The sequence below is a fragment of the Nonomuraea sp. LPB2021202275-12-8 genome, assembly GCF_037044575.1.
In the GTDB taxonomy this organism is placed as follows: Bacteria; Actinomycetota; Actinomycetes; order Streptosporangiales; family Streptosporangiaceae; genus Nonomuraea.
The window spans coordinates 13785-39190 of sequence record NZ_JBAHWD010000013.1 but is presented as its reverse complement, the minus strand read 5'-3'; the positions used below and the strand labels follow the sequence as shown (position 1 = coordinate 39190).

Annotated in this window: 30 protein-coding genes and 1 tRNA gene; 16 read left to right on the top strand and 15 right to left on the bottom strand. The window is 69.0% G+C overall.

The features are described 5' to 3' along the window. Position 1: 1 nt before the first annotated feature. Complete coding sequence (locus V5E28_RS23840; RefSeq protein WP_336209257.1) at positions 2-718, bottom strand: metallophosphoesterase; 717 nt, start codon at positions 716-718, stop codon at positions 2-4. Positions 719-775: 57 nt separating this feature from the next. Here V5E28_RS23840 and V5E28_RS23835 point away from each other — a divergent pair, with 57 nt between their 5' ends. Further along, a complete protein-coding gene (locus tag V5E28_RS23835; RefSeq protein WP_336209256.1) occupies positions 776-1684 on the top strand; it encodes an SMP-30/gluconolactonase/LRE family protein in 909 nt (302 codons plus the stop codon). A gap of 2 nt (positions 1685-1686) precedes the next feature. Here the strand turns inward: V5E28_RS23835 and V5E28_RS23830 are convergent, their stop codons facing one another. Further along, the gene (locus tag V5E28_RS23830) at positions 1687-2421 is read right to left on the bottom strand and encodes an ABC transporter permease (RefSeq protein ID WP_336209255.1); all 735 of its coding nucleotides are present in this window, start codon (positions 2419-2421) and stop codon (positions 1687-1689) included. After that, positions 2418-3323: an ABC transporter ATP-binding protein gene (locus V5E28_RS23825; protein WP_336209254.1), complete on the bottom strand. Its 906-nt coding sequence runs from the start codon at positions 3321-3323 to the stop codon at positions 2418-2420. Before V5E28_RS23825 ends, V5E28_RS23830 begins: the two co-directional genes overlap by 4 nt. A 109-nt stretch (positions 3324-3432) precedes the next feature. Between V5E28_RS23825 and V5E28_RS23820 the strand changes: the two genes are divergently transcribed. Next, the gene (locus tag V5E28_RS23820) at positions 3433-4860 is read left to right on the top strand and encodes a sensor histidine kinase (protein WP_336209253.1); all 1428 of its coding nucleotides are present in this window, start codon (positions 3433-3435) and stop codon (positions 4858-4860) included. Continuing rightward, a complete protein-coding gene (locus V5E28_RS23815; protein ID WP_336209252.1) occupies positions 4860-5510 on the top strand; it encodes a response regulator transcription factor in 651 nt (216 codons plus the stop codon). Before V5E28_RS23820 ends, V5E28_RS23815 begins: the two co-directional genes overlap by 1 nt. Here V5E28_RS23815 and V5E28_RS23810 read toward each other — a convergent pair whose 3' ends face one another. Continuing rightward, a complete protein-coding gene (locus V5E28_RS23810; RefSeq protein WP_336209251.1) occupies positions 5511-7778 on the bottom strand; it encodes a hypothetical protein in 2268 nt (755 codons plus the stop codon). Positions 7779-7968: 190 nt separating this feature from the next. Here V5E28_RS23810 and dnaN point away from each other — a divergent pair, with 190 nt between their 5' ends. Continuing rightward, positions 7969-9066: a DNA polymerase III subunit beta gene (dnaN, locus tag V5E28_RS23805; RefSeq protein WP_336209250.1), complete on the top strand. Its 1098-nt coding sequence runs from the start codon at positions 7969-7971 to the stop codon at positions 9064-9066. Here the strand turns inward: dnaN and V5E28_RS23800 are convergent. Continuing rightward, positions 9049-9504 (bottom strand): MarR family winged helix-turn-helix transcriptional regulator, encoded by a 456-nt coding sequence (locus tag V5E28_RS23800; RefSeq protein ID WP_336209249.1) that lies wholly within the window; start codon positions 9502-9504, stop codon positions 9049-9051. The two genes, dnaN and V5E28_RS23800, sit on opposite strands and share 18 nt — an antisense overlap. 63 nt (positions 9505-9567) lie before the next feature. Here V5E28_RS23800 and V5E28_RS23795 point away from each other — a divergent pair, with 63 nt between their 5' ends. Beyond that, positions 9568-9867, top strand: coding sequence for an antibiotic biosynthesis monooxygenase family protein (locus V5E28_RS23795; protein ID WP_336209248.1), 300 nt, complete (start codon positions 9568-9570; stop codon positions 9865-9867). A gap of 1 nt (position 9868) precedes the next feature. After that, positions 9869-10705, top strand: coding sequence for an SDR family oxidoreductase (locus V5E28_RS23790; RefSeq protein WP_336209247.1), 837 nt, complete (start codon positions 9869-9871; stop codon positions 10703-10705). On the opposite strand, the gene V5E28_RS23785 is transcribed toward V5E28_RS23790, so the two are convergent. The 5 genes from V5E28_RS23785 to upp form a co-directional block, all read right to left on the bottom strand. After that, complete coding sequence (locus tag V5E28_RS23785; RefSeq protein ID WP_336209246.1) at positions 10706-11380, bottom strand: FadR/GntR family transcriptional regulator; 675 nt, start codon at positions 11378-11380, stop codon at positions 10706-10708. 102 nt (positions 11381-11482) lie between these two features. Next, on the bottom strand, positions 11483-12826 hold the full coding sequence (locus V5E28_RS23780; RefSeq protein ID WP_336209245.1) for a helix-turn-helix transcriptional regulator: 1344 nt from the start codon (positions 12824-12826) through the stop codon (positions 11483-11485). A 96-nt stretch (positions 12827-12922) separates the two neighbouring features. Next, positions 12923-13456, bottom strand: a complete 534-nt coding sequence (locus tag V5E28_RS23775; RefSeq protein WP_336209244.1) for a PH domain-containing protein — start codon at positions 13454-13456, stop codon at positions 12923-12925. A 251-nt stretch (positions 13457-13707) separates the two neighbouring features. Beyond that, positions 13708-13932, bottom strand: coding sequence for a hypothetical protein (locus tag V5E28_RS23770; protein WP_336209243.1), 225 nt, complete (start codon positions 13930-13932; stop codon positions 13708-13710). Between the two features lie 136 nt (positions 13933-14068). Then, entirely contained in the window at positions 14069-14707 is a 639-nt protein-coding gene (upp, locus tag V5E28_RS23765) for a uracil phosphoribosyltransferase (protein WP_336209242.1), read from the bottom strand. Positions 14708-14863: 156 nt separating this feature from the next. Between upp and V5E28_RS23760 the strand changes: the two genes are divergently transcribed. The 4 genes from V5E28_RS23760 (at position 14864) to V5E28_RS23745 (ending at position 16411) form a co-directional block, all read left to right on the top strand. Beyond that, positions 14864-15373, top strand: coding sequence for a tRNA adenosine deaminase-associated protein (locus V5E28_RS23760; protein ID WP_336209241.1), 510 nt, complete (start codon positions 14864-14866; stop codon positions 15371-15373). Positions 15374-15388: 15 nt separating this feature from the next. Continuing rightward, complete coding sequence (locus tag V5E28_RS23755) at positions 15389-15862, top strand: tRNA adenosine deaminase-associated protein (RefSeq protein ID WP_336209240.1); 474 nt, start codon at positions 15389-15391, stop codon at positions 15860-15862. After that, complete coding sequence (tadA, locus tag V5E28_RS23750; RefSeq protein WP_336209239.1) at positions 15859-16314, top strand: tRNA adenosine(34) deaminase TadA; 456 nt, start codon at positions 15859-15861, stop codon at positions 16312-16314. The genes V5E28_RS23755 and tadA overlap by 4 nt, the downstream gene beginning before the upstream one ends. A 10-nt stretch (positions 16315-16324) precedes the next feature. Then, a tRNA-Ser gene (locus tag V5E28_RS23745) sits at positions 16325-16411 on the top strand. Between the two features lie 34 nt (positions 16412-16445). Here V5E28_RS23745 and V5E28_RS23740 read toward each other — a convergent pair. The 4 genes from V5E28_RS23740 to ypfJ form a co-directional block, all read right to left on the bottom strand. Continuing rightward, entirely contained in the window at positions 16446-17456 is a 1011-nt protein-coding gene (locus V5E28_RS23740; protein WP_336209238.1) for an ABC transporter substrate-binding protein, read from the bottom strand. Between the two features lie 45 nt (positions 17457-17501). Next, complete coding sequence (locus tag V5E28_RS23735; protein ID WP_336209237.1) at positions 17502-17783, bottom strand: DUF4352 domain-containing protein; 282 nt, start codon at positions 17781-17783, stop codon at positions 17502-17504. A gap of 138 nt (positions 17784-17921) precedes the next feature. Then, positions 17922-18218 (bottom strand): type II toxin-antitoxin system VapB family antitoxin, encoded by a 297-nt coding sequence (locus V5E28_RS23730; RefSeq protein ID WP_336209236.1) that lies wholly within the window; start codon positions 18216-18218, stop codon positions 17922-17924. Positions 18219-18266: 48 nt separating this feature from the next. After that, positions 18267-19106 (bottom strand): KPN_02809 family neutral zinc metallopeptidase, encoded by an 840-nt coding sequence (ypfJ, locus tag V5E28_RS23725; protein ID WP_336209235.1) that lies wholly within the window; start codon positions 19104-19106, stop codon positions 18267-18269. A gap of 208 nt (positions 19107-19314) precedes the next feature. Between ypfJ and V5E28_RS23720 the strand changes: the two genes are divergently transcribed. The 5 genes from V5E28_RS23720 to V5E28_RS23700 all read left to right on the top strand — a co-directional run bounded on the left by V5E28_RS23720 (position 19315) and on the right by V5E28_RS23700 (position 21815). Then, on the top strand, positions 19315-19926 hold the full coding sequence (locus V5E28_RS23720; RefSeq protein ID WP_336209234.1) for a LysE family translocator: 612 nt from the start codon (positions 19315-19317) through the stop codon (positions 19924-19926). Between the two features lie 78 nt (positions 19927-20004). After that, complete coding sequence (locus V5E28_RS23715) at positions 20005-20694, top strand: DUF4097 family beta strand repeat-containing protein (RefSeq protein ID WP_336209233.1); 690 nt, start codon at positions 20005-20007, stop codon at positions 20692-20694. Positions 20695-20773: 79 nt separating this feature from the next. Further along, entirely contained in the window at positions 20774-21124 is a 351-nt protein-coding gene (locus V5E28_RS23710) for a hypothetical protein (protein WP_336209232.1), read from the top strand. A 108-nt stretch (positions 21125-21232) separates the two neighbouring features. Further along, positions 21233-21538, top strand: a complete 306-nt coding sequence (locus V5E28_RS23705; RefSeq protein ID WP_336209231.1) for a hypothetical protein — start codon at positions 21233-21235, stop codon at positions 21536-21538. 148 nt (positions 21539-21686) lie between these two features. Beyond that, a complete protein-coding gene (locus tag V5E28_RS23700; RefSeq protein WP_336209230.1) occupies positions 21687-21815 on the top strand; it encodes a hypothetical protein in 129 nt (42 codons plus the stop codon). A gap of 80 nt (positions 21816-21895) precedes the next feature. On the opposite strand, the gene V5E28_RS23695 is transcribed toward V5E28_RS23700, so the two are convergent. Then, complete coding sequence (locus V5E28_RS23695; RefSeq protein WP_336209229.1) at positions 21896-22063, bottom strand: hypothetical protein; 168 nt, start codon at positions 22061-22063, stop codon at positions 21896-21898. 513 nt (positions 22064-22576) lie between these two features. Between V5E28_RS23695 and V5E28_RS23690 the strand changes: the two genes are divergently transcribed. Then, a complete protein-coding gene (locus V5E28_RS23690; protein WP_336209228.1) occupies positions 22577-25402 on the top strand; it encodes an AfsR/SARP family transcriptional regulator in 2826 nt (941 codons plus the stop codon). The last annotated feature ends 4 nt before the right edge of the window (positions 25403-25406 follow it).

Below are 25406 nucleotides of genomic sequence, written 5' to 3'. Positions count from 1 at the left end.
ATTACTTGAGGATCACCGGCCGGAAATGCGTCACGAGCCGCTCACCGTCGAAGAAGTGCAGGGCGAAGGCGGGCGGCAGCTCGTAGTCGAGCGGGAAGCCGTCCGTTTCGACGGTGGTCAGGCAGGTGGAGATGACGCCGGGGGCGATGACGAGCGGCACGCCGGCGAACGTGGTGGACACCCCGGTGTGCGCGTGCCCCACGAGCACGCCTGCCACGTGCGGATGCCTGCGCACGACCGCTTCGAGCCGTTCCGGCTCGACGAGCTTGATCTGGTCCACGTACGGGATGCCGAGGTCGACGGGCGGATGGTGCATGCCCACGAAGGCCGGAACCCCGGGCCGCTCGGACAGGACCTCGTCGAGCCAGGCCAGCGTCTCGTCGGCGAGATAGCCATGCGGTTGGCCCGGCACGCTGGAGTCGGCCAGTGCGATCGTGACCTCGTCGAGCCTGAGCACCTGGTTGGCCGGGCCGATCAGCTTCTCGAACACCGGCACCGAGTCGTGGTTGCCCGGGCAGACGATCAGCGGCACGTCGCTGCTGAGGATCTCGGCGGCCGTCTCGTACTCCTCGGCGAGCGCGTGGTCGGCGATGTCGCCGGTGACCACCACGGCGTCGAGCCGGAGCGTCGAGAGATGGCGCATCACGAGCCGCGCCCGATCCGCGCTCGCCTCGGAACCGCCGATGTGGATGTCGCTGATGTGGGCGAAGACCATCATTGGAGCACCCTACGCCCAACTTGCGCAGGCAAGCCTGGGCAAGGTTTGCTTTCGGACATGATGGACGCCATTCCCACGCGCTTCGAGGTGCTGGACGAGCGGTTCGCCGCGGTCGGTGGCGACTCCTGGATCGAGCGGCTCCACCACGGCGCCCGCTGGGCCGAGGGTCCGGTCTACTTCCCCGCCGGCCGCTTCCTCGCCTGGAGCGACATCCCCAACGACAGGATGCTGCGCTGGGACGAGATGACCGGCGCGGTGGGCCCCTTCCGCCAGCCGGCCGGTTACGTCAACGGCAACACGCTGGACCGCGAGGGCCGGTTGATCTCCTGTGAGCAGGGCGGGCGCCGCGTCACCCGGACCGAGCACGACGGCTCGGTCACCGTGGTGGCCGACCGCTGGGAGGGCAGGCGGTTCAACAGCCCCAACGACGCGGTGGTGCGCTCTGACGGGTCCATCTGGTTCACCGACCCGTCCTACGGCATCACCAGCGACTACGAGGGGGTCAAGGCCGAGCCGGAGATCGACGGCTGCCACGTCTACCGGGTGGATCCGGCGACGGGCGAGGTGCGCGTCGTGGCCGACGACTTCGTGCGGCCCAACGGCCTGGCCTTCTCGCTGGACGAGCGGCTCCTGTACGTGGCCGACACCCGCAGGCGGCACCTGCGGGTGTTCGACGTGCGCGACGACGGCACGTTGTCCGGCGGCAAGGTCTTCGCCGAGGGCGGCGAGGGCGACGGCTTCGACGGGATGCGCCTGGACGACACGGGCCGGGTGTGGGCCGCTGCGGGCAAGGCGGTGCACTGCTTCGACCCCGACGGGACCCTGATCGGCAGGCTCCACCTGCCGGAGGACGTGGCCAACCTGGTGTTCGGCGGCCCCAAGCGCAACAGGCTCTTCATCGCTGCCACGTCCTCGCTCTTCTCGCTGATGCTCAACGTCACGGGTGCCCGGCCCGTGTGGGCCTAGCGCTACTCCCACTTGAAGAAACGCACGGCCAGCCCGCCGAACAGCACCAGCCCGACGGCCATGACGGCCAGGTGCGGGAGCTGCGGCCAGTCGCCTGCCCAGGTGTCGCGCATGGCGTTGACGAACGGTCCGACGATCGAATAGTCGCTGGCCGTGCGCAGCGCGTCCGGCATGATCTCGCGCGGGATCCACATCCCCGCCAGGAAGAGCAGCGGGAACATGATGATCGACCCGATGCCGGGCGCGGACTTGCTGTTGGGCGCGACCGAGGCGATGACCAGCCCGATGGCCAGCATCGCGGCGGTGCCGAGCAGGAAGACCAGCACGAATCCGAAGAGCTGCTCGGGCACCTGTGAGCCGAGCACGAGGTGCCCGAGCGTGATCACCAGGAAGCTGGACAGGAGCCCGAGGCCCAGGTTGATCAGCAGTTGCGCGCTCAGCAGCCGTCCGGGATGCACCGGCGTCGTGCCCATTCTCCTCAGCACGCCCTGCTCCCTGTAGGCGGTGAGCACGGCGGGCAGGATGGTGAAGGAGATCGTCAGCAACGAGAGGAGGACCATCTGGGCGGGCAGCTGGGCGTCGATGAACCGCTGGCCGCCGAACGCGGGATCGGGCTTCGCCAGGTCGGGAATCTGCGCCAGGATCAGCAGCAACCCGACGGGCAGGGCGATGCTGAACACGCTGGAGGGCCAGTCACGCAGGAGCAACTTGGTCTCGACGAGCAGGATCTTCTTCATGCGAGTTTCCTTCCGGTGAGCGCGACGAACGCGTCGTCCAGCGTGGCCTGCTCGATGCGCAGGTCGCCGGGGATGATCTGCTGCTGGGCCAGGGCGAGGGTGACCACGTGCGCCAGGTTGCCGGTGCCGGTCACCACCACCTGCCCGCCGCTCCTGCTGACGTCGCTGACCTCGGGCAGATCCAGCAGTACGGAGTCCGTGACGGGGGTCGACGGCCTGAAGCGCACCCGCTGCTCGCCGCCCACCCGCGCGATGAGCCCGGCAGGCGAGTCGGTGGCGACGACGCGGCCGGCGTCGATGAGCGCGACCCGGTCGCAGAGCCGCTCGGCCTCCTCCATGAAGTGGGTGACGAGCACGATCGTCACGCCGGAGTCGCGCACCTGCTCGACCAGTTCCCAGGTGTCCCTGCGGGCCTGCGGGTCGAGCCCGGTGGTGAGCTCGTCGAGCACCGCGATCCGCGGCTTGCCGACCAGCGCGAGAGCGACGGACAGGCGCTGGCGCTGACCGCCGGACAGCTTGCCGAAGGTGGTGTCGCGCTTGTCGGCCAGCCCCACCTGATCGAGCAGGGCCGACCAGTCGGCGGGGTCGGGGTAGAAGGAGGCGTACAGGTCCATGGCCTCCCACACCTTGATCTTCTCCGGCAGCGCGGCACTCTGCAGCTGCACGCCCAGCACCCGGCGAAGGGCGGCCCTGTCGGTGTAGGGGTCGATGCCGGCGACGCGGATGGCGCCACTGTCGGGGGTGCGCAGGCCGGAGACGCACTCCACGGTAGTGGTCTTCCCAGCGCCGTTGGGGCCGAGGATGCCGAAGATCTCGCCGGCCGACACCTCGAACGACACATCGTCCACCGCCACATGGTTGGGGTAGCGCTTGTGGAGGTTCTTGACCTCGATGACGTTCATGGCATTGACGCTAGGTTTCGCGCTCTCGCAGGGGAATCGCGTTGGATGCCGGGCAAGGGTGTACCTAGATGCAATGTGCGCATCGCTCCGCGTCGCGCACACTAGGGACATGCTGCGGAAGTTCGCTCACGTCCTGGTGCTGTTCGCACTGATCGTGGTGGAGCTGTTAGTGCTCGCCACGTCGCTTCTCGCTGTGATGCTCACCTTCGGACTGGGCATGGTCTTCCTCTTTCCGCCGCAGGTCCGGATGATCCGGTCGGTGACGCGGATGACCAGGAGGCTGGTGCGCGAATCATCCGGGGTGGAGATCGAGGCTCCTTACCTCCCGCCGCCGCCGGCTCCGCAGCCGCAGGCCGACGGCTTCTACCGATCGAACCGCACGCTCTACAAGACGCCACGGGTGCCGGCCTGGAACGACCGCTGGAAGTGGATGCTCACCGACCCCGCCACCTGGCGCGAGGTGCTGTGGCTGGTCCTCGATCCCCTGGTCAAGCTCCTCCTGGTGCCGCTGTTCCTGCTGCTTCCCGGCCGCGGGCTGCGCGTGTACGGCCTGTGGTGCGAGCTGCTGCTGGCCGCGACCACGGCCAGCCGCCTGGCCAGCCAGGTCAGCCACCTCAGCAAAGTACGCAACCTCGCCGTGGACACCCAGGCGGCCGAAATGCGCAGGATCGAACGTGACCTGCACGACGGCACGCAGGCCAGGCTGGTGGCGATCGGCATGACGATCGGCGCCGCCGAGCAGTTGCTCGGCGACGACCCGACCGCGGCCAGGGCGCTGATGTCCAAGGCCAGAGACGCGTCCGCGGAGACGCTGACGGAGCTGCGCCGGATCATCCGCGGCATCCACCCTCCGGTGCTGGCCGAGCGCGGGCTGGGGGACGCGGTGCGGGCGCTGGCGATGGACAGCACGCTGCGGGTGACGGTGGACGCGGATCTGCCGCACCGGCCGGAGGCGCCGGTGGAGGCGGCCGCCTACTTCGCGATCAGCGAGCTGCTCGCCAACGCCGCCAGGCACGGCGCAGCCCGGGCGGTGCTGGTCGACATCAGCGGCAACGGCCCCAACCTGCGGATCACGGTGACCGACGACGGCTGGGGAGGCGCCGACCCGGCCAAGGGCAGCGGCCTGACCGGCATCGAGCGCCGGCTCGCGGCCTTCGACGGCGTGATGGCGATCAACAGCCCGCCCGGCGGGCCCACCACGGTCACCATGGAGCTGCCGTGGGTGCTGCCCGAATACTGGGCGGGCAACCTGCCCAAGATGCCGCGCTGGAAGGCGATCACGGTCGTGGCCCTGCATGCGACGGCCTGGTGCCCGCTGTTCCCCCAGGGGGTCGTGCCGGCCATCTTCAAGCTCATCGGCTTCGACGAGGAGTCCTGGTTCCTCGCCATGCACCTGCCGGGCCCCTGGCAGTGGCCGGTCATCGCGTTGATGATCGCGCTCGGCACGGCCATGTACGTGCTGGCAGTGGCGCTGCCCACGATGCACGACAAGGACGGCAACGCGTGCAGGGCGGGGAATCGCCTATGGTTCGCTTGATGAATCGCGTACTGGTCGCCGAAGATCTCTACCTGCTCAGAGACGGTCTCGTGCATCTGCTGCAGGCGCACGGCTTCGACGTGGTCGCCGCCGTGGAGAGCGGCCCCGAGCTGCTCAAGGGCCTGCTGGAGCTGCGCCCCGACGTCTCCATCGTGGACGTACGGCTGCCGCCCACGTTCACCGACGAGGGCCTGCAGGCCGCGCTCACGGCTCGCAGCCAGGTGCCCGGCCTGCCGATCCTGGTGCTCTCCCAGCACGTCGAGCAGCTCTACGCCCGCGAGCTGCTCGCCGACGGGTCGGGCGCGATCGGCTATCTGCTCAAGGACCGGGTGTTCAACGCCGAGCAGTTCATCGACGCCGTCCGCCGGGTCGCCGCCGGCGGCACCGCGATGGACCCCGAGGTCATCGCGAAGCTGCTGGCGAGCAACGCCGCGCACGAACCGCTGGCCGCACTCACGCCGCGCGAGCGGGAGGTGCTCGAAGCCATGGCGGAGGGGCGCTCCAACGCCGCCATCTCGCAGCGGCTCTTCCTCAGCGAGAGCGCCGTGGCCAAGCACACGGCCAGCATCTTCGCCAAGCTCGGTCTGGCCCCCTCCGACGACGACAACCGACGGGTCCTGGCCGTCCTCGCCCACCTCAACAGCCGCTAGTCACCGCTGCGCGGCGGGCTTGCGGTACGTGACGGCCTTGTCGCCCGGCGCCGGGTACGCCATGATCAGCAGCCGCTGGGTGCCGTACTCGTCGCCGTTCCAGGGGAACCAGGCGAAATGCACGCGGATGCGGTAGTGCCCCTTGCGGCCATTGAGCGACAGGTCCGGCAGCTGGGTGCCGCTGAGGCCGTCCGTGAAGACGATCTTTCCGGTCGGGCTGTCGTGACCCACCTCGACGACGTGCTGCCAGCCCTTGGTCTCCACCGGCGGGCGGCGCTTGTACGTCTCCAGGGTGACGCAGATGTGGTAGTCGGAGCTCGTCCCCACAACCAGGTGGCCGGGACCGCCGGAGACCAGGCCCGTGTCGAACTCGTCGCCGGCGAGGTCGCCGTCCTCTGTCGGCTCGAACAGCTGCAGCCCTGCCTCGGGCCATTCCGGCTCCTTGAGCCGGATCGACCTGGCGGGCTTGATGAGGGGCTGGTGGTGCGGGGTGGCGTCGCACTTGCGCTGCTCCTCGGCGTCGAACGCCGCGAACTCGCGCTCCTGTGCGGCCTTTCTGGCCTTGACCGCCGAGTCGGCGGACGGGCAGATCCCGGCGAGCGCCCAGTCCATGCCGCGCACGCTCACTCCCTCCACGGCCTGCAGGCGGGTGAGCTCGCGCGGGTCGTCGCGGGTGTGTGCGCCGCACAGGCGGCGTCCGTGGGCGAGCAGCACCTGGTCGGGGGTGGTGGCGGGGAGCTTCAGCACCTCGTGTTCGCGGACCGCGCAGATGAAGGCACGCGGACCCGTCAACGGCCGGGGTTCCGCCTCCTCCCGCATCTCCCAGGGCTCCGGCGGCGAGCACTCCTCGGCCGTGGTGACCGGGCCGCGTGACTGGTCGGCGACGGGCAGGAAGCACAGCGCCACGGAGGTGGCGAGCGCCGTGACGAGTACGTGGTGCCGCAGCCGGGCGGCGGGGGGAGCGCCGTACAGGAAGAGCAGGACGAGGGCGGAGGCGGCGAGCGCGGCGCTGTACCACAGCGGTGAGAGGCCGAAGCCCTCGGCGACCAGGCCGTCCTGATGGCCTGCCAGCCGGTCGCCGGGCAGCTCGGAGTAGAGATCCGAGTACGGGTCCGGCCGGTGGGTGAGGGCGGAGCCGACGCCCGCCGCGGCGGCGAGGGTCAGAGCCGCCATCGTGCCGCGCAGCAGCCGCCGGGTCCTGCGTACGACCGCGACCAGGACCAGCACGGCGGGGGCGCCGACCCCGACGAGCACGTCTACAGCGAGCCACAGCAGGCCGGCCGGGTAACTGGTGTACTCGCGGAAGAAATTGTCGACCGCGCCCCTGGGGCCGATCCACATCGGCATCCCGTGCGCGAGGTTGACGGCCGCGGGGATCAGCGGGAACGCGACCGCCATCGCGGCCGGCGGCCACGGTCGGGCCGCCGCCCGCGCGGGCATGACCCGGGCCGGGGACGGCAGGGGCGGCGGGCCGGCCAGTTCGTGGGCGGAGCGGGCCTGCCACACAGTCCCGAAGACGCCCAGGACGCCGAGGAGTGTGTACAGCACCTCGACGGTGTGGTCCACGTCGCCGCCGATCGTTACATACGAGTACGACGAGGGCGTCACGAACGTGAGCGACGCCGAGATCACACCCATCCGCACGGTGGCCGGGCTCCAGCGAGGGTCCCTGGCCTGGCCGACCAGGATCGGCACCAGCCACAGCAGGTAGATCGCGCCGAACGGCAGTCGCCAGAGGAACTCGAGGAGATGGGGCAGCGGCTCGAGAGTGAGGGCGACGGTGGAGACCAGCCTGATGGCGACGTCGAGCAGGCCCGCCACAAGCCCGATGAGCCGTAGCCATCGGGGAAGGACCCCGGCGAGTACCACGAAGAACAGCCAGACGACGGCGAGCTGGATCACGCCGTCGAGCAGCCCGAACCACCACTGGTACGGGATCGGGAGCCAGAACAGCAGCGTGCAGGCGATGCCGAGGTACAGGGCCGCCCGCAGTAGTCGGACCTGCCTTTCCCGGCTCCCCGGCTCGCCCGCGAGCCGCCCGCGCAGCACCTGCCAGTAGGCCCAGCCCTGCAGGACGGCGCCCGCGACCAGGCCGAGCTCCACCCACCAGGTGAAGGGTACGGAGCCAGATCCCCAGGTCCCGACGGCGAGCCGCCGTAGCAGCCCGGGGTCACCGGTTGCCAGCGCGATGACGCCGAACGCGACGGCCGCGAGCACGTAGGCGGTAGCGAGAAGCGCGGCGATCCTGCCGAAACGGTAGCGACGCACGGCACTCCCCGGGAGTGATCTGATCAGGACCCAACAAAGGCGCCCAACCCTAGCGAGCCATGACAAAGTTGATCAAATAGCGGTTGTGTAACACCGCCGGTGCCGGAGTCAGGACATCGATGACGGGAACGCTTTGTCGGTGGCCTCGGCTATTTTCTAGAAGGCACGCGAGAAAGAAAGGGTGGATCAGGTGAAAATCCGGGTTAACCGCGATGTCCTGGCCGACGCGGTCGCGTGGGCCGCCAGGGTCCTGCCCAGCCGCCCTGTGACGCCGGTGCTGTCCGGGCTGCTGCTGGAGGCCGGCGAGGAGCTGAGCCTGTCCGCGTTCGACTACGACGTGTCCGCTCGGGCCATGGTCGACGCCGACGTGGCCGAGACCGGCAGTGTGCTGATCCCCGGACGCCTGCTCGCGGAGATCAGCCGCAGCCTGCCGGCCGACGACGTCGAGATCGTCACCGAGCGGTCCGAAGCGGTGCTCACCTGTGGCAGCGCCGAGTTCGGGCTGATCACCATGCCCGTGGAGGACTTCCCGACCATGCCGACGATGCCGACGAGCATCGGCGCGATCGGTGGCGGGGTGTTCGCCTCCGCCGTCGGTCAGGTGGCTCCGGCGTCCAGCCGTGACGACACGCTTCCCATGCTCACCGGCATCAGGGTGGACGTCGACGGCGAGTCGATCACGATGGCCGCGACCGACCGCTACCGCATCGCCGCCCGTGACTTCGCCTGGCGTCCCGTCAGCCCCGACGCCTCGGTCTCGGCCATGGTGCCCGCCCGGGTGCTGGTGGAGGTGGCCAAGTCGCTGCGCGGCGGCGAGGTGTCCGTGGCGCTCGGCGACGGAGTGGCCGGGTTCGAGAGCGTCGGCCGCAGCACCACTGTCAGGCTGCTCGACGAGCAGTTCATCGACTACCGCTCCCGGCTGACCGCCGACTGGTCGATCAGGGCAGACGTGCGGGTGGCGCCGTTCGTCGCCGCCATCAAGCGGGTGGCCCTGGTGGCCGAGCGCAACACCGCCATCAGGCTGTCGTTCAGCCAGGGCCAGGTGCTGATCCAGGCGGGTGGCGGCGACATCGGCCGCGGCGCCGAGGTGGTCGAGTGCGAGCTGCGCGGCGACGACATCCAGATCGCCTTCCAGTCGCAGTTCCTCCTCGACGGCCTCACCGGCATCGACACCGAGCTGGCTCGCCTCAACATGGAGTCGCCGACCAGGCCGGCCCTGGTCCAGGACGTGCCAGGTGACGCCGAGCCCGTCTTCCGCTATCTGGTGATGTCACTGCGTCTGAGCTGACTGCCGCCCGGCGATCAGCCTGTGGACCCGCTTGAACTCCGCGTAGGCCTCCTCGCCCACGGCCCGCGCGTGCCGCTCCTCGATGGCGGCCACGATGGCGTCGGAGCGGGCCATCTCGTCGAGCCCTTTCGGCGTGGGCACCACCAGCTTGGCCCGGCGGTCGGCCGGATCCGGTTGCCGCTCCACATAGCCGAGCTCGACCAGCTCGTCCACCAGTGTCCCGATGACCTGCTTGTGCTGGCCTGACTGCGCGGCCAGGTCGGTGGCCCTGCTGCCTTCCTCGTTCAGATAGGCCAGCACCGCCCCGTGCCGCGGCCGGAGCTCGGGGTGCCCTTGCTCCGCGAGTGTCGTGAACAGCTCCCGCTGCAGGCTGAACAGCGTGCGGCTGCTCAGGATGCCGAGGTCCGGGTCAGCTTGCTTGCGTTCGCTGCGGCGCACGGCCACATCCTCCTAATAGTCACTAAACTTGACCGTCATAAATCCTTACCATATCTTACCGGTATGACGACAACGGTGGAACTCACCCGGTTTCGGGTGTCCCCGGACCGTGCTGACCAGCTGCTGGCAGCGCGGCCGGGCATGATCGCGGACTTCCGCGCAGACCGCGCCGGCTTCCTCGGCGCCCGCCTCGTGCGTCTGGCGGACGACGAGTGGCTCGACATCGTGGAGTGGCGCTCGCCGGACGACTTCGCCGCCTCCCGGGCCAAGGGCGCGAACCTGGCCGGCATCGGCGCCTTCTTCGCCCTGATCGACGAACTGGTGTCCGCGGAAGAGGGCACCACGACCGAGAGCGGAAACTGACATGACCATTCTGATCACCGGCGCCACCGGCAATGTCTCCAGCGCCCTGCTGAGCGCCCTGCCCAGCACGGACGACGTGCGGGTGCTGGTCCGCGATCCCGCCAGGGCGCCCACCGGCGTCGAGGTGGCGGTCGGCGACCTGGACAGGCCGCAGACGTTGGACGCCGCCTTCAAAGGCGTGGATGTGCTGTGGCTGCTGACCGCCATGGGCCCGCAGGCGCCACACGCGAGCATGAACGCCGTGTGGGCCGCTCGCCAGGCCGGAGTGCGGCACGTGGTCCGCATGTCGGCGATCGGCGCGGGACACGACGCTCCCACCCGCAACGGCCGCCTGCACGCGCTGTCGGACGCCGAGCTCGCCGCCTCCGGCCTTGGCTGGACCGTCATCCGGCCGGCCTTCTTCATGCAGAACCTCTTCGGCTCGGTGAGCGGTTCCACCCTCTACGGCCCGACAGGGGAAGGCAGGATGGGCCTCATAGACGTGCGCGACATCGCCGAGTTCGCCGCCCAGGTGCTGCGGGATCCCTCGGCGCACGAGGGCAGGACCTACACCATCACCGGCCCGCAGAGCATCTCCCTGCGCGAGGCGGCCTCCCGGCTGGCCCCGATCTACGGCACGCCCATCGCCTACGAGCCGGTGACCCCGGAGGCGGCCTACGAGGCGATGCTCGGAGCCGGCCTGCCGGAGTGGCAGGCGGCGGTCAACGTCGAATACGCCAAGGCCTACACGGGCGGCTGGGGCGACTTCACCACGACGGACTTCGCGGATGTGCTCGGCCGCCCGGCCCGCGCGTTCGAGGACTTCGCCGCCGACCACTCCGAGCGGCTCCGCCGGTGACTAGCCGTCGGTCAGGGCGATGAGGATGTGCTCCATGCACGCGTGACCGGCGCGCTCGGCGGCGGTGGCGTCTCCGGCGGCGATGGCTCGGGCGATCGCGTCGTGCGGGATGTAGCTCTTGTTGAGCGAGGTGCCCGCCGCGGTGATGCTGGCCCGCAGCGCGGCGGAGAAGTCCTCGTAGAGGTCGATGAGCACGAGGTTGTGCGTGGCGTGCGCGACGGCCATGTGGAAGGCCAGGTCCGCCTCGACGAAGAAGTCGGGGTCGTCGACCTCCCAGGCCCGGTCGCGCTCCGCCAGGGCGGCCTCGATGAGGACGATGTCCTCGTCGGTGCGCCGGGTGGCGGCCAGGCGAGCGGCCTCGACCTCGAGCGCCCGCCTTACCTCCAGGATCTCCAGCTGCTCGGCCTGCCGCAGCCGCCTGAGCATGGCCCCCGAGAGCTCGCTGGTGGCGCGGACGTAAGTGCCGTCACCCTGACGGCACTCCAGCAGCCCGGCATGGGTGAGCGCGCGCACGGCCTCGCGAACGGTGTTGCGTCCCACGCCGAGTTGCTCCGCCAGCACGGTCTCGGTCGGGATCTTGCCATTCATCGGCCACGACCCTGAGGTGATCTGCTCCTTCAGCTGGTCGATCACCTGGTCCACGAGCGAAGCCCGCTGCGCCGTACGCAGACTCACAGTCCGCCTCCTCCGGGGGAAACCAATCATCCTATGAGTCAATGACTGGAGAACCCTAGTCTACTCCAGGCCTGAAAAGCCAAGACTGGAGGCCCCCGGAGGTCAGTGCGAGATCGTGGCGTCGACTGTCAGCCCGGCCATCATGGAGCGGACCCCGGCGGCTTCCAGGGCCTTACGATATGCGGCGGTCTGCTGTGCTCGGTCCCCCACCTGGCCATACAGGTCGCCCAGCTCACGCCAGCAGCGAGCGGCCTGCCGGTCGGAGCCGAACACCTGCCGACCACGTCCGCCGAGCAGCGTGCGGGCCTTGCCGAGATGCGTGGCAGGGTCGCCGCCCAGGCTCAGCGCGACCGTGGCACACACCAGGTGCGCCTCGGCCACAGCCGTGCCCGGAGCATCAGGCAGCAACTCGAGCGCCTCGGCCGCGAGGGCCCCCGCGCGCGCCGGATCAGCGGCACGCAGCTTGACCCTGGCGTGCACGATCAGGCTCTCGCCGTGCTCCCGCTCCCGGCCGGCGCACGAAGCGAACGTGCGCGCCGCGGCCTCCGCCAGGCGCTCGGCCTCGCCGAGCGGCGCCGATTCGAGCCTGGCCCAGTGCATGGCGGTCCTGGCGAGCTGGAGCGCGAGCCGCTCCTGGCGGCCGGCGTTGATGGCGTCGTCGGCCAGCCGCACGGCCAGCGCGGAGTCCTCGCCCGCGGCCGCCGCGCTGCTCGCCTGCCACAGTGCGTGAATCTCTCCGGAACGGTCCACAACTTCAGGCACGCCCGCGACGTCGAGCACCCTCTTGACATAGGAGAGCTCCGGGGACACGGCCTCACGGTCGCCACGGGCCTCGACCAGCGCGGCGGCCAGGTCGACGGCGATCTCGCCCTGGGTGATGGACATGCGCTCCGCCTGCTCCAGCGCCCTGCCCGCCAGGTCGCGGGCCCGCAGCCGATCGCCGGCCCGCTGGTAGCAGCGGCTCAGCGCGACCGTGAGCGGCAGGTCGGCCAGGCGCTCCGGGTGCGCGGCGGCCTCTCTGCGAAGGCGCTCGAAGGCCTCGACGGCCTGGCCGAGGCGGCCTTGTGCCTCAAGAGCGCGCGCCCGGCCGAAACGGGCGTGCGCGGTCAGCATCGCATTCTCCTCGTCGGCCGCCTTCACGATCTCCGTGTAGCGGTCGGCGGCCACGGCGGGATCGCCGTGCTGCAGCTCAAGCTCGGCATGGCGCAGGCCGAGTTCGGTGTCGATGCGCTGCCGAGGCTCGATCCCGTGCAGGAGGAACTCGGTGGTGCAGCCGAGCCTCTCGGCCAGGAGGCGTGCGACGACTGGAGTCGGTGTGCGCTTGCCCGACTCTATGAGCGAGACGTAACTGTCCGACAGGTCGGGTCCGGCCAGCTGGGCCTGAGACATCCGCCTGTTAAGCCGCAATCCTCGGACGCGGTCACCGATGGTTCCCTGACTCGGCATCTCATCTCTCAAGGCGGGGAAGGGTCAACAACACGCAATGATTGCATGAAGTAGCCGAATCGGGTATCCCCGCGTGAAGAATTCTCCACGCGAAGATTAATCGTCTCCGTCGTCCTTGCCAGGAAAAAGCATCTGGCAGACCTCGAGGTACAAGGTCTCGGGATACGGAATGTACTCCACGGTGGAGAGTGCCTGGTCCTGACCGGCCGACTCCAGGATGAACTCTCCGTAACCGAGCATGCGCCCAAGCAGAGATCGCTGAAAGCTCATGTCGGTGACCTTTTGCAGGGGCATCATCGCGACCTTGCGCGTGATCAGCCCTGTGGTCAAGAGCATCCGTTTCGAGGTGACCACAAAGTAGTCAACCGACCACTCGGCGACTTTCCATACGAAACGGATCAGGAGCAGCAGCCAGAGCCACCACACGACCACGAGGGCGGTGCCGCCCCCTTCGCTGCCGCCGAAGAACCTGCTGAGCAGTCCGGCGACGATCAGGCCGCCGAAGACCTCGGCGACCGGACGCAGCAGGACGGCAGGGTGACGCCGCACCATGATGACTTGTTGTTCGTGGGGGAGGAGGTAACGGTTGACCGACGACGGAGCAGAGTCCCCGTGGGTCACAAGTCTCATGCGAGTTGGTTCACAAATTGGGCCAACGAGTCAGCCGCGTTGAACACCGTGTCGAACGCCCCCTTGACCGCGTCCGCGGCATCAGCTGGTCGTGCGAACAGGTAGTACGCGACAAACGCGACACCACCGTATGTGAGGACCTTTTTGACCTGCACTGTCGCCTCCGTACACTTACCCACTCCACCCGCCGTATACATTACCCACCCTGTAGCCGGGGTAAAGATGACTTCTCGGGCTAGTTCCGATCTTGCTTACCCACGATCGCTCGCCACGAGGGCGAGGACGTGGAGGTGCTTGCGGGCGATCCGCTCTACGAGACTGGGGTGGGCATAGCCGGTGACCTCCAGCGCGCCGTAGTGCGCGGCCTCGACGCAGCGCGTTACGGTGGCAGCGGAGTGGACGCCCGCGAACTCCTCGCGCAGCGCCGTCTCCACCTCCGCGTACGGACTTGGATCGGCCTCGGTGCGATCGTTCACGAGAACACCTCGGTGATCGGACAAACGCTCATCGTGCTCCCCCACGCCCCAGCGGAAGTTGCCTTCCTCACTCTTCGTACCCACACGAACACAGTATGTAACGAAGTGGGTGCTGCGCGTAGGGGAAAAGGATTTGTCAGACGACGCCGTAGAGCCGGTCTCCGGCGTCGCCGAGACCGGGCACGATGTAGCCGTTCTCGTTGAGCCGCTCGTCGAGCGCGGCCGTCACCACCCGGATCGGCTTGCCGGAATTGGCGAACACCTTGTCCATGTACGCCAGGCCCTCAGGGGAGGCGAGCAGGCACAGGGCCGTGACGTCCACCGCCCCGCGGTCGAACAGGAACTGCACGGCCGCCGCCAGCGTGCCGCCGGTGGCCAGCATCGGGTCCACCACGTAGCACTGCCGTCCCGACAGATCGTCCGGCAGCCGGGTGGCGTACGTCTCGGCCTGCAGCGTCGACTCGTTGCGGATCATGCCGAGGAAGCCGACCTCCGCCGTCGGCAGCAACCTGGTCATGCCGTCGAGCATGCCGAGCCCCGCACGCAGGATCGGGACCACCAGCGGGTAGGGCTTGGCCATCCGCACACCCCTGGCGGTGGCCACCGGGGTCTCGACCGTCACCTCCGCGACCCGTACATCGCGGGTGGCCTCGTACGCCAGCAGCGTCACCAGCTCGTCCGCCAGGCGGCGGAAGGTGGGCGAGTCGGTGCGGACATCACGCAGTGTGGTGAGCTTGTGCGCCACGAGCGGATGGTCGACGACGAGGGTTTCCATAAGGGACAACGCTATCTTGTGTGGAACGTACCGGCACGTCGCGTCCTCTGTTTTGATCACAATTTGGTCGGACAGGCCCACGGCGGCCGGTCGGTTCTGGAACGATTGGAAACCGAAGAGGCTCTGGCCTGTCAGAGTCGGGTGTGGGGGATCGCGATGACAGACGAAGACGCGCTCGATTTCGCCATCGTGGTCTATCTCGAGGACGATTGCTGGGACGCCGAGCTGCTGCCCGTCGCGCTCACCTCCGATCTCCACGGGCTGATCAAGGCCATGCGTCAGCAGCCGAGTGAGAGCGGCACGATTGGCCTGGTCGCCGTTGGGGATGAGTTCTTCGTGGCGCTGCGCGTGCTCGGCGATCGGGTCGACGTCTTCCTGTCCGACATCGCCGCGTCGTGGGATTTCCCGCTGGCCGGGCAGGTCCTCGAATACCTCGACGTGCCGGTCCCCGACGAGGAGGAGCTCGACGAGATCCTCCAGGACGAGGACACCGCGCTGCCCGCCGGCGACCTGTCGATCTTCGCCGACCTCGGGCTGGACGAGATGGAGCTGGGCATCCTCTCCGGTGACGTCGACCTGCTGCCCGACGAGGTGCTGTCCAGCATCGCCGCGCGGCTCGGCTTCTCCGAGCCGTTCGAGCGGGCCATCGAATCGGTCTTCGACTGACCCCATGGAGCGCACATGGCGAACACCTTCTCCGCGGCCTTCGTCAAGACCTCCGGCGGCTGGAGCGGCGCCGAGGTCGACCTGCGTGACTCTGAGATAGTCGACGACTTCGGCGACGCCGTGGTCGAAGCGCTCGGCCTGGCCGGCGACGAGCTCGCGCTGCTCTGCGTCGAGGTGGAGGACGAGTGGTTCGCCATCGTCCGCTACCGCGGTGACGAGGAGCCGCGGGTGTTCCTCTCCGACGCCCACGCGATCCTCTCCGATCACCTGGGCGAGCTGTTCGCCGAGTTCGCGGGCGTGGCGCCCGACAGGGAGGCGAGCGAGCTCGGCGTACAGCCCGCCGGCGACTTCGAGCTCCTCAGCGACCTGGGTGTGAGCTCCGAGGAGTTGCTGGAGCTGAGCATGGAGGAAGGATTGCTCCCGGCCGACATCCTCTCGGTGCTGGCCGAGCGGCTGTCCTTCGCCGACGAGCTCGACCGCTTGCGGTGAACCACGCGGACGCGATGCGCCTGGCTCTGCGGGAGGCGGTCGCCGCGGCGGCCAGGGGTGAGGTGCCGGTCGGGGCGGTGGTGCTCGGCCCGCTCGGCGAGGTGCTCGCAGCCGCCGGCAACGACCGCGAGAGCACCGCCGACCCCACCGCGCACGCCGAAGTGCTCGCCCTCAGGCAGGCCGCGCGGGAGCGAGGCCAGTGGCGACTGAGCGGCTGCACGCTGGTCGTCACGCTCGAACCCTGCACCATGTGCGCGGGAGCCGCCGTCCTGTCGAGGATCGACAGGATCGTGTACGGCGCGGTCGACGACAAGGGCGGCGCCATCGGCTCGCTCTGGGACGTCGTCAGGGACCGCCGGCTGAACCACCGCCCCGAGGTCGTCATGGGGGTGCTGGCCGAGGAGAGCTCGGCGGTGCTAAAGAAGTTCTTCGCCACTCGGAGGATCCGGTAAGCTCATCGACGGTGGTGTCGCCTAGTGGCCGAGGGCGCACGCCTCGAAAGCGTGTGATGGGGCAACTCATCCGTGGGTTCAAATCCCACCACCACCGCCGTGACGTCGGGCCCCTGAACTGCTGGCGCAGTTCAGGGGCCCGACGCATGTCCGGACAGGCCGTCGGCTCCCCACCTGACCAGCGTCGCCCGGTGGCCGAGCTGGGAGCCGGTGGCAGGGTCGATCTTGAAGCTGCCGAACAGAGTGGTCGTCTCCAGGCCGGCGGCCGTCGACCACAGGGCAGCACGCGCCGTGCTCCCTGCCAGGGTCGCGCAGTGGGTCGCGATGGTCGCGGTGGCCGCGGCCTGGACGGCGGGATAGTCGGGCAGTTCACCGGCTTGCTCCTGGTAGGCGGTCAGGAAACCGGTCTCGGAGATGCCCGTCTCCGCCGCGCGCCCGCTGCCCGGAAACCACTGCCCCACGCCGTAGACGCCGTGGGGATCGTCGATCGCCCGGCCGAACTCGCGGACCCCCGCGGCCACCGCGCACACCGTGTCCGGGGGTGACGGCATCGCCCTGGCCCTCGCCACGGTGTCGACGTCCTCCTCGAAGGCTCCGGCGCAGAAGAGACTCCACGCCCCGTCCTCGGTCACCGGCAGGCCGTCGCCGGGGCCGAGCCGGATGGTCTCGATGCCGAGTGATCGCGCGATCGCCTCGGCGCCGGCCGCGACCTGCCTGCCGAAGCCGCCTCTGCCGTGCACGATCCAGAGAGGGGGCGTCTTGCCGGTGCCCGCCAGGTGCCGCAGGAAGGGCTCGGCGTAGCGGCCGGCGGGCGTCAGCACCGAGACGACATGGCCTGGCCGTTCCGATTCGACGTCGTCGCCGGCCCCACCGTGGTTCCAGACCAGGCAGCCGAGCTCGGCGGCGACGGCGCCCGCCCGCCGCATCAGATGGGTCGAGTAGGGGCCGAGCAGGAGGTCGCATCGATCCCGCAGGCGGCGCATGCAGGTGTCCAGAACCTGCGCGTCACTGCGATCGTCTTCTATCACCAGGTCCGCCTGGCTGGTGGCGGACCTCCAGACCTGCAGGCCCAGGTGCGCCTGCTTGCCGAAACGGGCGTGCCTGCCCGTCAGGGACAGGCAGGCGCCGATGGTGATCTTCACCGTGTCCTCTCCCGGATCGGAGGTCGTGGCCGTCCGCTGACAGCGTCAGCGCAGCAGCCACTCGCCCTTCTGGTCGGCGAACCCGCTGTTGAGCGCGAACTGGAACTTGGCGAGTTCCGTGCCCTCCGGCACCTCGAATACGATCATGCCCTTCCTCCGGTCACCCACGCTGATCGTCGCCGAGCCGCCGAACGACTGCCCCTCGCTCACCTGGTGAAGCCGCGAGTTGTACTGCCGGCCCTGGGCGTCGATCAGCTTGGCCCCGTTGTCAGGGGAGTCGTCGTAGACCACCTGACCCCGATTGGCGAGCGTCACCTCGATGCCCACCAGCGTGAGCGCACCACCGAGCCGCGCCGGACCAGTGAAGGCGGTGGATGACGCCGAGGTTGCTCTTGCGAGGCGGCGTGACTGGGCGGCGGTTCACGTACCGGCCAAAAGAAAAGAGCCGCGAATCGCGGCTCTTTCCTAGCTGTGTAGATCGAGAACTCTGGCGTGCAGGATCGATCGTTGATGCAGGGCCGCGCGCAGCGCCCTGTGCAGGCCGTCCTCGAGGTAGAGCTCGCCTTGCCACTGCACCACGTGCGGGAACAGGTCGCCGTAGAAGGTGGAGTCGGCGGCGAGCAGCGAGTGCAGGTCCAGCATGGCCTTGGTGGTGATCAATGAGTCGAGCCGGACCTGCCGCGGGGGTATCTGAGCCCACTCGCGGTTCGTCGTACCGTGTTCGGGATAAGGGCGTCCGTCGCCGACCAACTTGAAGATCACCCCCCTGATTTTAGGAGAGAATCCGATTACTTGTGTTCTCGGCGGTGATCACACAAGGTCGGTGGCCGCACATTGGGCCGGATTTCCGGTGCCGTATCCGCGCTGGAAGGCCTCCACACGCTGTTTCGAGCTGCCGTGCGTGAACGAATCAGGATCGACCCGGCCGCCGCTGCGTTGCTGGATCCGGTCGTCGCCGACGGCCGCGGCCGCGTCGATCGCCTCGGCGATCTCGTTGTCGGTGAACGGCTTTTCGTAGAAGCCGCCCTCGTAGGCGTTCTTGGCCCACACGCCCGCGAAGCAGTCGGCCTGCAACTCGGTCGCCACCGAACTGCCCCCTTCCAGGGCGCCCAGCAGGTTCTGCACGTGGTGGCCGTACTCATGGGCGATCACGTACGCCTGGGCGAAGGGGCCGCCCTTGGCGCCGAACTGGCTCTGCAACTGGTCGAAGAAGCTCAGGTCCAGGTAGACCCGCTGGTCGCCCGGGCAGTAGAAGGGGCCGACGGAGGAGTCGGCGGCGCCGCACGCGGTGCGTACGCCTCCTGAATACAGGACCGTCTTGGCCAGGCGATACTCCGGCAGCTCGGTCTTCCAGTAGTCCTGGATGCTGTTGACCACGCCCACGACCTGGCACTTCTCCGATTGGTCGGCGTCCTTGCCCGTCTGGCACTGCGCGGCCAGGTTCGACGGGGGCTGGCTCTGGGCGGGCTCGCCGCCGCCGCCCACGTTGTTGAGCACGAAGACCAGCACGAGCGCGATCAGGCTGACGATGCCTCCGCCGCCGATGACCATGCCACCGGGGAGCCCGCCACCGCCTCGGCCTCCGCCTCCACGCCCGCCGACGTCCTCGACCTGCGAGGAGTCGAGGTTGGCATCGTCTCTGAAGTCCATGGACGGTGTCCCTTTCTCTGGGCTGCCGGATGTCAGCTTCCCCAAAGAGGTGCCGCAATTCCTCCGTGTGATGTGCAGGGGCGTGTGATGTGCAGGGGGCCGCCCGTCAGCTGTGGCGAGCCGGGTGCGATGCTGAACGAGCCAAGATTTTCACGGGTTTGTCCGCTAATATTCCTATATGACGGGCGGAATAATAGGGATTGCCCTGGTGTCCCTGGGCATGGTCCTCACTCCTGGGCCGAACATGATCTATCTGGTCTCCAGGTCGATAACCCAGGGCCGCAGGGCCGGACTCATCTCCCTCATGGGCGTCTTCCTGGGGTTCACCACGTATCTGACCGCCACCTGCCTGGGGCTGACGGCCATCTTCGCCTACGTCCCCGCCGCGTACACGGCGCTCAAGCTCGCCGGAGCCGCCTACCTGCTCTGGCTCGCCTGGAACGCCGTCAAGCCGGGCGGCACCTCGGCGTTCGAGACCCGTGATCTCCCCGTCGAGCCGGCTCGCACGCTCTTCGCCATGGGCCTGTTCACCTGTCTGCTGAACCCCAAGATCGCGATTCTCTACCTGTCGCTGCTCCCGCAGTTCATCGACCCCTCCATGGGACACGTCCTGCTGCAGAGCCTCGCGCTCGGCTCGGCGCAGATCGCCGTCGGCACCCTGGTCAACGGCCTGATCGTCATCTCGGCGGGCAGCCTGGCCGCCTTCCTCGCCCGTCGCCCGCTGTGGGTGCGCGCACAGCGCTACCTCATGGGGACCGTGCTCGGCGGCATGGCCGTCCATCTGGCCACGGACCGCTCCAAGGCCCTCACGACGGCCTAGCGGCCTCAGGGCGGAGTCAGGGGGAGCTTCAGGGTCCTCCCGGACGACGCCCCACCCCTTCCGGAGGAGACTCGGCGCATGAGGACATCAGGCGTGATCGCGGGCTCGCTCGCGTTGGCTGCGCTGTTGGCGGGGTGCGGCATCGCCGGCCCCCTCCAGGAGGACACGGCGTCCTACGACGTCACGGAGAAGGTGACCGCGCTCCAGGTCGAGACCGACGCGGGCGACATCGAGGTGATCGAGTCCGACCGGCAGGGCATCCACGTGACCGAGCGGATCACCTGGCGTAAGAACAAGCCCGTCACCAGCCATGGGACGCGAGGCGGCACGCTGACGCTCGCGTTCACCTGCCCCGGCGGCTGGATGGGCGACGCGGGCTGCGACGTCGGCTATCAGGTGGAGATCCCCAGAGGGCTGCGCGTCAAGGCCGTGAGCGACTCGGGGAAGGTGACGCTGCAGGACCTCTCCGGAGACGTGGAGGCGAACAGCGACTCGGGCACCATCGAAGCCGAAGGGCTGACGGGCAAGCAGGTCGCCACCAAGACCGACTCGGGCGACATCACCCTGACCTTCACCGCTCAGCCCGGCAAGGTCGAGACGAAGACGGACTCCGGCACCAGCGTCGTACGCGTGCCGCAGGGCCCCTACAAGGTCGCCCTCACCACCGATTCGGGCAACAAGAAGATCGACACCGTCCATGACCCGGCCGCGCCGCGCTCGATCACCATGTCGAGCGACTCGGGGGACGTCGAGGTCCTGGGTTCCTGACCGAAACGTGATGACCTGTAGCACCTCCACTCAAGCCGTCCTGTTACGTAGCATGGTGGGACGAAGATCAGGAGGCGGGATGCCGAAGACCGTGCAGATCTGGTGGGACGCGGAAGGCGTGGCGCGGGGCGTCAAGGTCACGAGCACACCCGGCTCGGCCCACACCTACACGATCCGCTACGACCAGCGGGGCGCCCAGGTGCTTCTCAACGGCAAGAAGCTCGTCGCGACGGCTGGATACGTCGCCGAGCTGGGGTGCTACCGGTTCACGCCCGTGGGATTCACGCCCGATCGCAAGCTGAGCGAATCGCGATGGCCGACACTGGCGGATGCGGCGGCCGGAGCCGCCCACGCGAACGCGAAGCGCACGGACGAGGAGACCGCAGCGGCGATGGGCGTCGTCCTGGCCGCGGTTTCGATCACCACGTGATGCGGGTGTGCCGCGATCACGGCACACCCCTTCTGCTGCGGCGTGCCGCTCGCATGTCACGCTACGCAGCGTCGGGTCGCCGGCAGAGCTCTCCGGACGCTTGGCGAGGTGGCGCTGCGCATCCTCCCCGCCCGCTCCCGCCCACGCTGGTGCTCTCGCGGCTGGCAGTCAGGATGGCTGGACTTCGTCGAAGAGGGCGAGGGCTTCGGTGGGGTCCGGGCTCACGAGGCGGTCCAGACCGGCCGTCGTGATCTTCGCCCACCTGCCGGCCCGTGCCCACATCTGTTCCTCGAAGGCGCGGACGGCCTCATCCAGATCGCCGGGGCCGGGGCCGGGGGCGGCGGCGACGGACTCGGCGAGTTCGGCGCTGTCCTCGACGCCGTGGCCACCAAACTCGCCCGGCCGCCGGTGTGACGCTCAGGATTTCCAGGTGACAAGGGACAGAAGACGGAGCACGCCAAGGCGCGACGACTCCGGCAATAGGGGGAGTGGGTCTTCACCACAGCGACCGGCCGCCCCGTCAGCCCTTGCAGCGATCCCGGAAGTTCCCGAGCGGACGGTGATGGCCATCATGGGGTGGTCCAGCAGCGGCATGGCGCGCCGATACCAGCACGTCACCGACGGCATCCGTGACACCGTCGCCAAGCAGGTTGACGGCCTGCTCTGGGAGCCGCGCGAGGTGGCCAACTGAGACTGCTCCGGAGCAAGATCTAGTCGCGCCATGCCAGTTGAGAGACGTTGACCGTGCCGACCGGGGGCACCGTGGAATCACTACTGAAGGGGGGCGGAGGAGATTTCGCCGGAGGGGGTGACGTCGTAGATTTTCTCGGGGGGCCCGGCGGCGGAGGCGGAAGAGGCGGTCGCAGCGCCAAGGCCGAGCGCGAGAAGCCCGGCTGCGGCCACAACGGCGAGCTTCTTGAGCAGTCTGATGTGTGTCACGAGACCTCCTGTGCGATACGAAGATGCAGGGGCGATGGTATTGGCCACAGAGATCACGACACAATCCTCCATATAAGGCTGGGGTACGAGCCGATGTACGGCAGGAATGTGGGGGTCTCAGGCGAACGCCCGACAAGCTTCGTCTCCCCGTCAAGCGCCTTCCACGCCGCCACCGCTGGGTCGCTGTAAACAGGGGCGACGACGGTGATGGCGGGATTGCGGGTGGACAACTTGCTTGACGACTTGCAGACCGCCTTCAGCGCAGCGCCGGCCCGATCCCACCGTGTGGCCAGCCGGTGCGGACGCCGTGGGGACGTCCTGCCGTGGTCTCTCTGGTGATCAGTAGCCTGGCGCGTCATTTGCAAGGCATCTGTAAGCCTGCACGTCTAGACATGCACATGAACCAAGACGCCGGAAGTCCGCATGAAGACGGTGTTCCATGCGTCATCGCCGCGGATAAGTCGGCCATCTCGTTACAATGTCGACCCCGTTAAGGAGGGAAGTACGCTCCTCATGGCGCTGGAGATCAGATTCCTCGGCCCGTGGCAGGTCCTGGCCGCTGACGAACCGGTCCGGTTCGCCGGGCATCGACGAATCGGCGTGCTGGCCAGACTTGCCCTGGACGCCGGGCAGGCCGTACCCACCGAGCGGATCCTCACCGACATATGGGGAGACAGCTCCGCGGCGACCGTGGCCAAACAACTTCACATCGTGATCTCCAAACTCCGCGAAATCCTCGGACCTCACACCACCGAAGAGATCGTCCAGACCATGCCCGGCGGCTACCGGCTCGCGCTCGAACCCGACCACATCGACGCCCACCTGTTCATCCGCCTGGCCAAACGCGCCCGCACCGCCCAGGCGCAGGGGGCCAGGGACGCCGCGGACGCCCTGTTCCGCAAAGCCCTGCAGTTGTGGCGAGGCGAACCACTGGCCGGATTGACCGCCCCCTGGGCACGAATCGAAGCCACCCGCCTGGAAGAAATACACCGCACCGTCCTGGAAGACCACGCCGATCTCCGCCTCGCCGCCGGCGACCACCATTCGCTGGCCGCCGACCTGGCCGTGCACGTGCGGGCCCACCCACTACGCGAACGTCCCGCCGCCCAGCTCATGCTCGCCCTGCACCGCGCCGGCCGCCCATCCGAAGCGCTCGCCGTCTACCAGGACACCCGCCGGATCATGGTCTCTGAACTCGGCATCGAACCCGGCGCAGAACTACGCCGCCTGCACCAGGCCGTCCTGGTCAAGGACCCACTCCTTGACTTGACCACCCCGGCCCAACAGGCCACGCTCAGCGAGCCGTACATCCCGGCCGAACTGCCCGCCGATACCCACGCCTTCACCGCCCGCGCCACCGAGATCCAGCGCCTACGCACCGCACTCGGCCCCGCCGACGGACCCGCCCACGGGCCCACCATCACCGTGATCGACGGACCCGGCGGCATCGGCAAATCCGCCCTGACCGTCCACGCCGCCCACGCCATGGCCGCCCGATTCACCGACGGTGTCATCTACCTCAACCTGCACGGATCCACCCCCGGACTCGACCCACTACCCCCGGCCCAAGCCCTGCGCCACCTGCTGCGCTCCCTCGGCCTGGACGGCGCCGCCGTCCCCGCCGACCCGGGCGAGGCCGCCGCCCGCTACCGCTCCCTGACCGCGACCTGCAACCTGCTGGTCATCCTGGACAACGCCCGCGACGCGCGCCAGATCCGCCCGCTCATCCCCGCCGGCCCAGGCTGCCGGGTCCTGATCACCAGCCGGGACCCGCTGGCCACCCTGGACAACGCCCGCCACCTCCACCTGGGCACCCTGAATGCCGCCGACGCCGCCGCGCTACTGTCCCGCCTGGCCGGACCCGACCGGGTACGCGCCGAACCGCAGGCGGCTGAGCGGATCGTCCACCTGTGCGGCGGTTTCCCCCTCGCCCTGCGGATCGTCGGCGCCCGCCTGGCCGCCCGCCCCGACTGGACCCTGTCCGACCTGGAAGTACGGCTGGCCGACGCCACCCGCCGCCTGGACATGCTGGAGTACGCCGACCTGGCCATCCGCGCCAGCATCGCGGTCAGCCACCACCGCCTCCGAGAAGAACCCGCCGGCCGCGACGCAGCCGACCTGCTGCCCCTGCTCGGCCTGCTCGGCCTGCCCACCCACACCCCCGCCGCCACCGCCGCCCTGACCGGCTGGCCTCACCACCGCGCCGAAGCCGCCCTGGAACGCCTGCAGGACGCTCGTCTCCTCGAGGCCGCCGGACCCGACCGCTACCAGTTCCACGACCTGGTCGGTCTCTATGCCCGCGAACGTGCCCACCAGGACCTGTCGGAGGAGGAGCGCACCGCCGCCGTACGGCGCGCGCTCCACCACTACCTGACCACCCTCTGGATGGCGAGCACCATGCTCAACAGCGATCCCGTACTGCGATGCCCCGTCGAGTTGCCCGACATCACCTTCAAGGACCTGGCGGAGGCGGAACGATGGGTCCAGGACGAGCGGGACAACCTGCTCGCCACCGCGCAGCAGGCGTTCGACGGCCCCGACCCGGCGACCGCCGTCGGCCTGGCCATCGGACTGCACTGGCCCTTCTGCTACCAGGGCTGGCACACGCAACTGGCCGACATCTACGCGCACGCCATCGAGGTGGCCGATCGCATCGGGGCATGGGAGGACAAGGCCCAGCTCCGCAGCTTTCTCGGCTGGGTTTACCGGGACCAGGGCCGCTACGACGCCGCGATCGCGCAACTGAAGACAGCTCTCACCGGCTGGGACCGTGCCGGTCTGCCTCGGCGGAAGGTCGGGGTGCTCAACAACCTCGGCGTCATCAACACGATCGTGGGCCGTCTCGACGAGGCACTCGGCTACTTGGAGTCGGCGTTGGAGCTCAACGACGACGCCGAACGCCCTGGGGCCACCGCCACGATCCGCAACAACCGGGTGCATGTCTACTACCGTCAGGGGCGCTTCGACGAGGCGATCGCGGAAGCACGCCAGTTGGTGGAGCTGGGGCCGAAGGCGGGCCCGCTCGCCGATGCAGGCATCGCACACGGTTCGCTGGGCGACGCCTACCGTCATGCCGGTCGGCTGCCCGAGGCGATGGAAAGCTACACGACGGCCGTGCGGCTGCTCCGCGAGTCGGGATACCGCCTGAAGGAAGCCGTGTCACGCTGGTGGTTCGGCACCACGCTGCACGACCTCGAACGGCACGGCGAAGCACGGAAACAGTGGGAGGACTCCGTCCGCCTCCTGCGCGACGCCCGCCTGCTCACGCCACGGGAGGCGACCGAGATCATCGCCCAGGCCGTGCCGGAAACACCCCAGCCGATCAAGAACATGCTCTGACCCT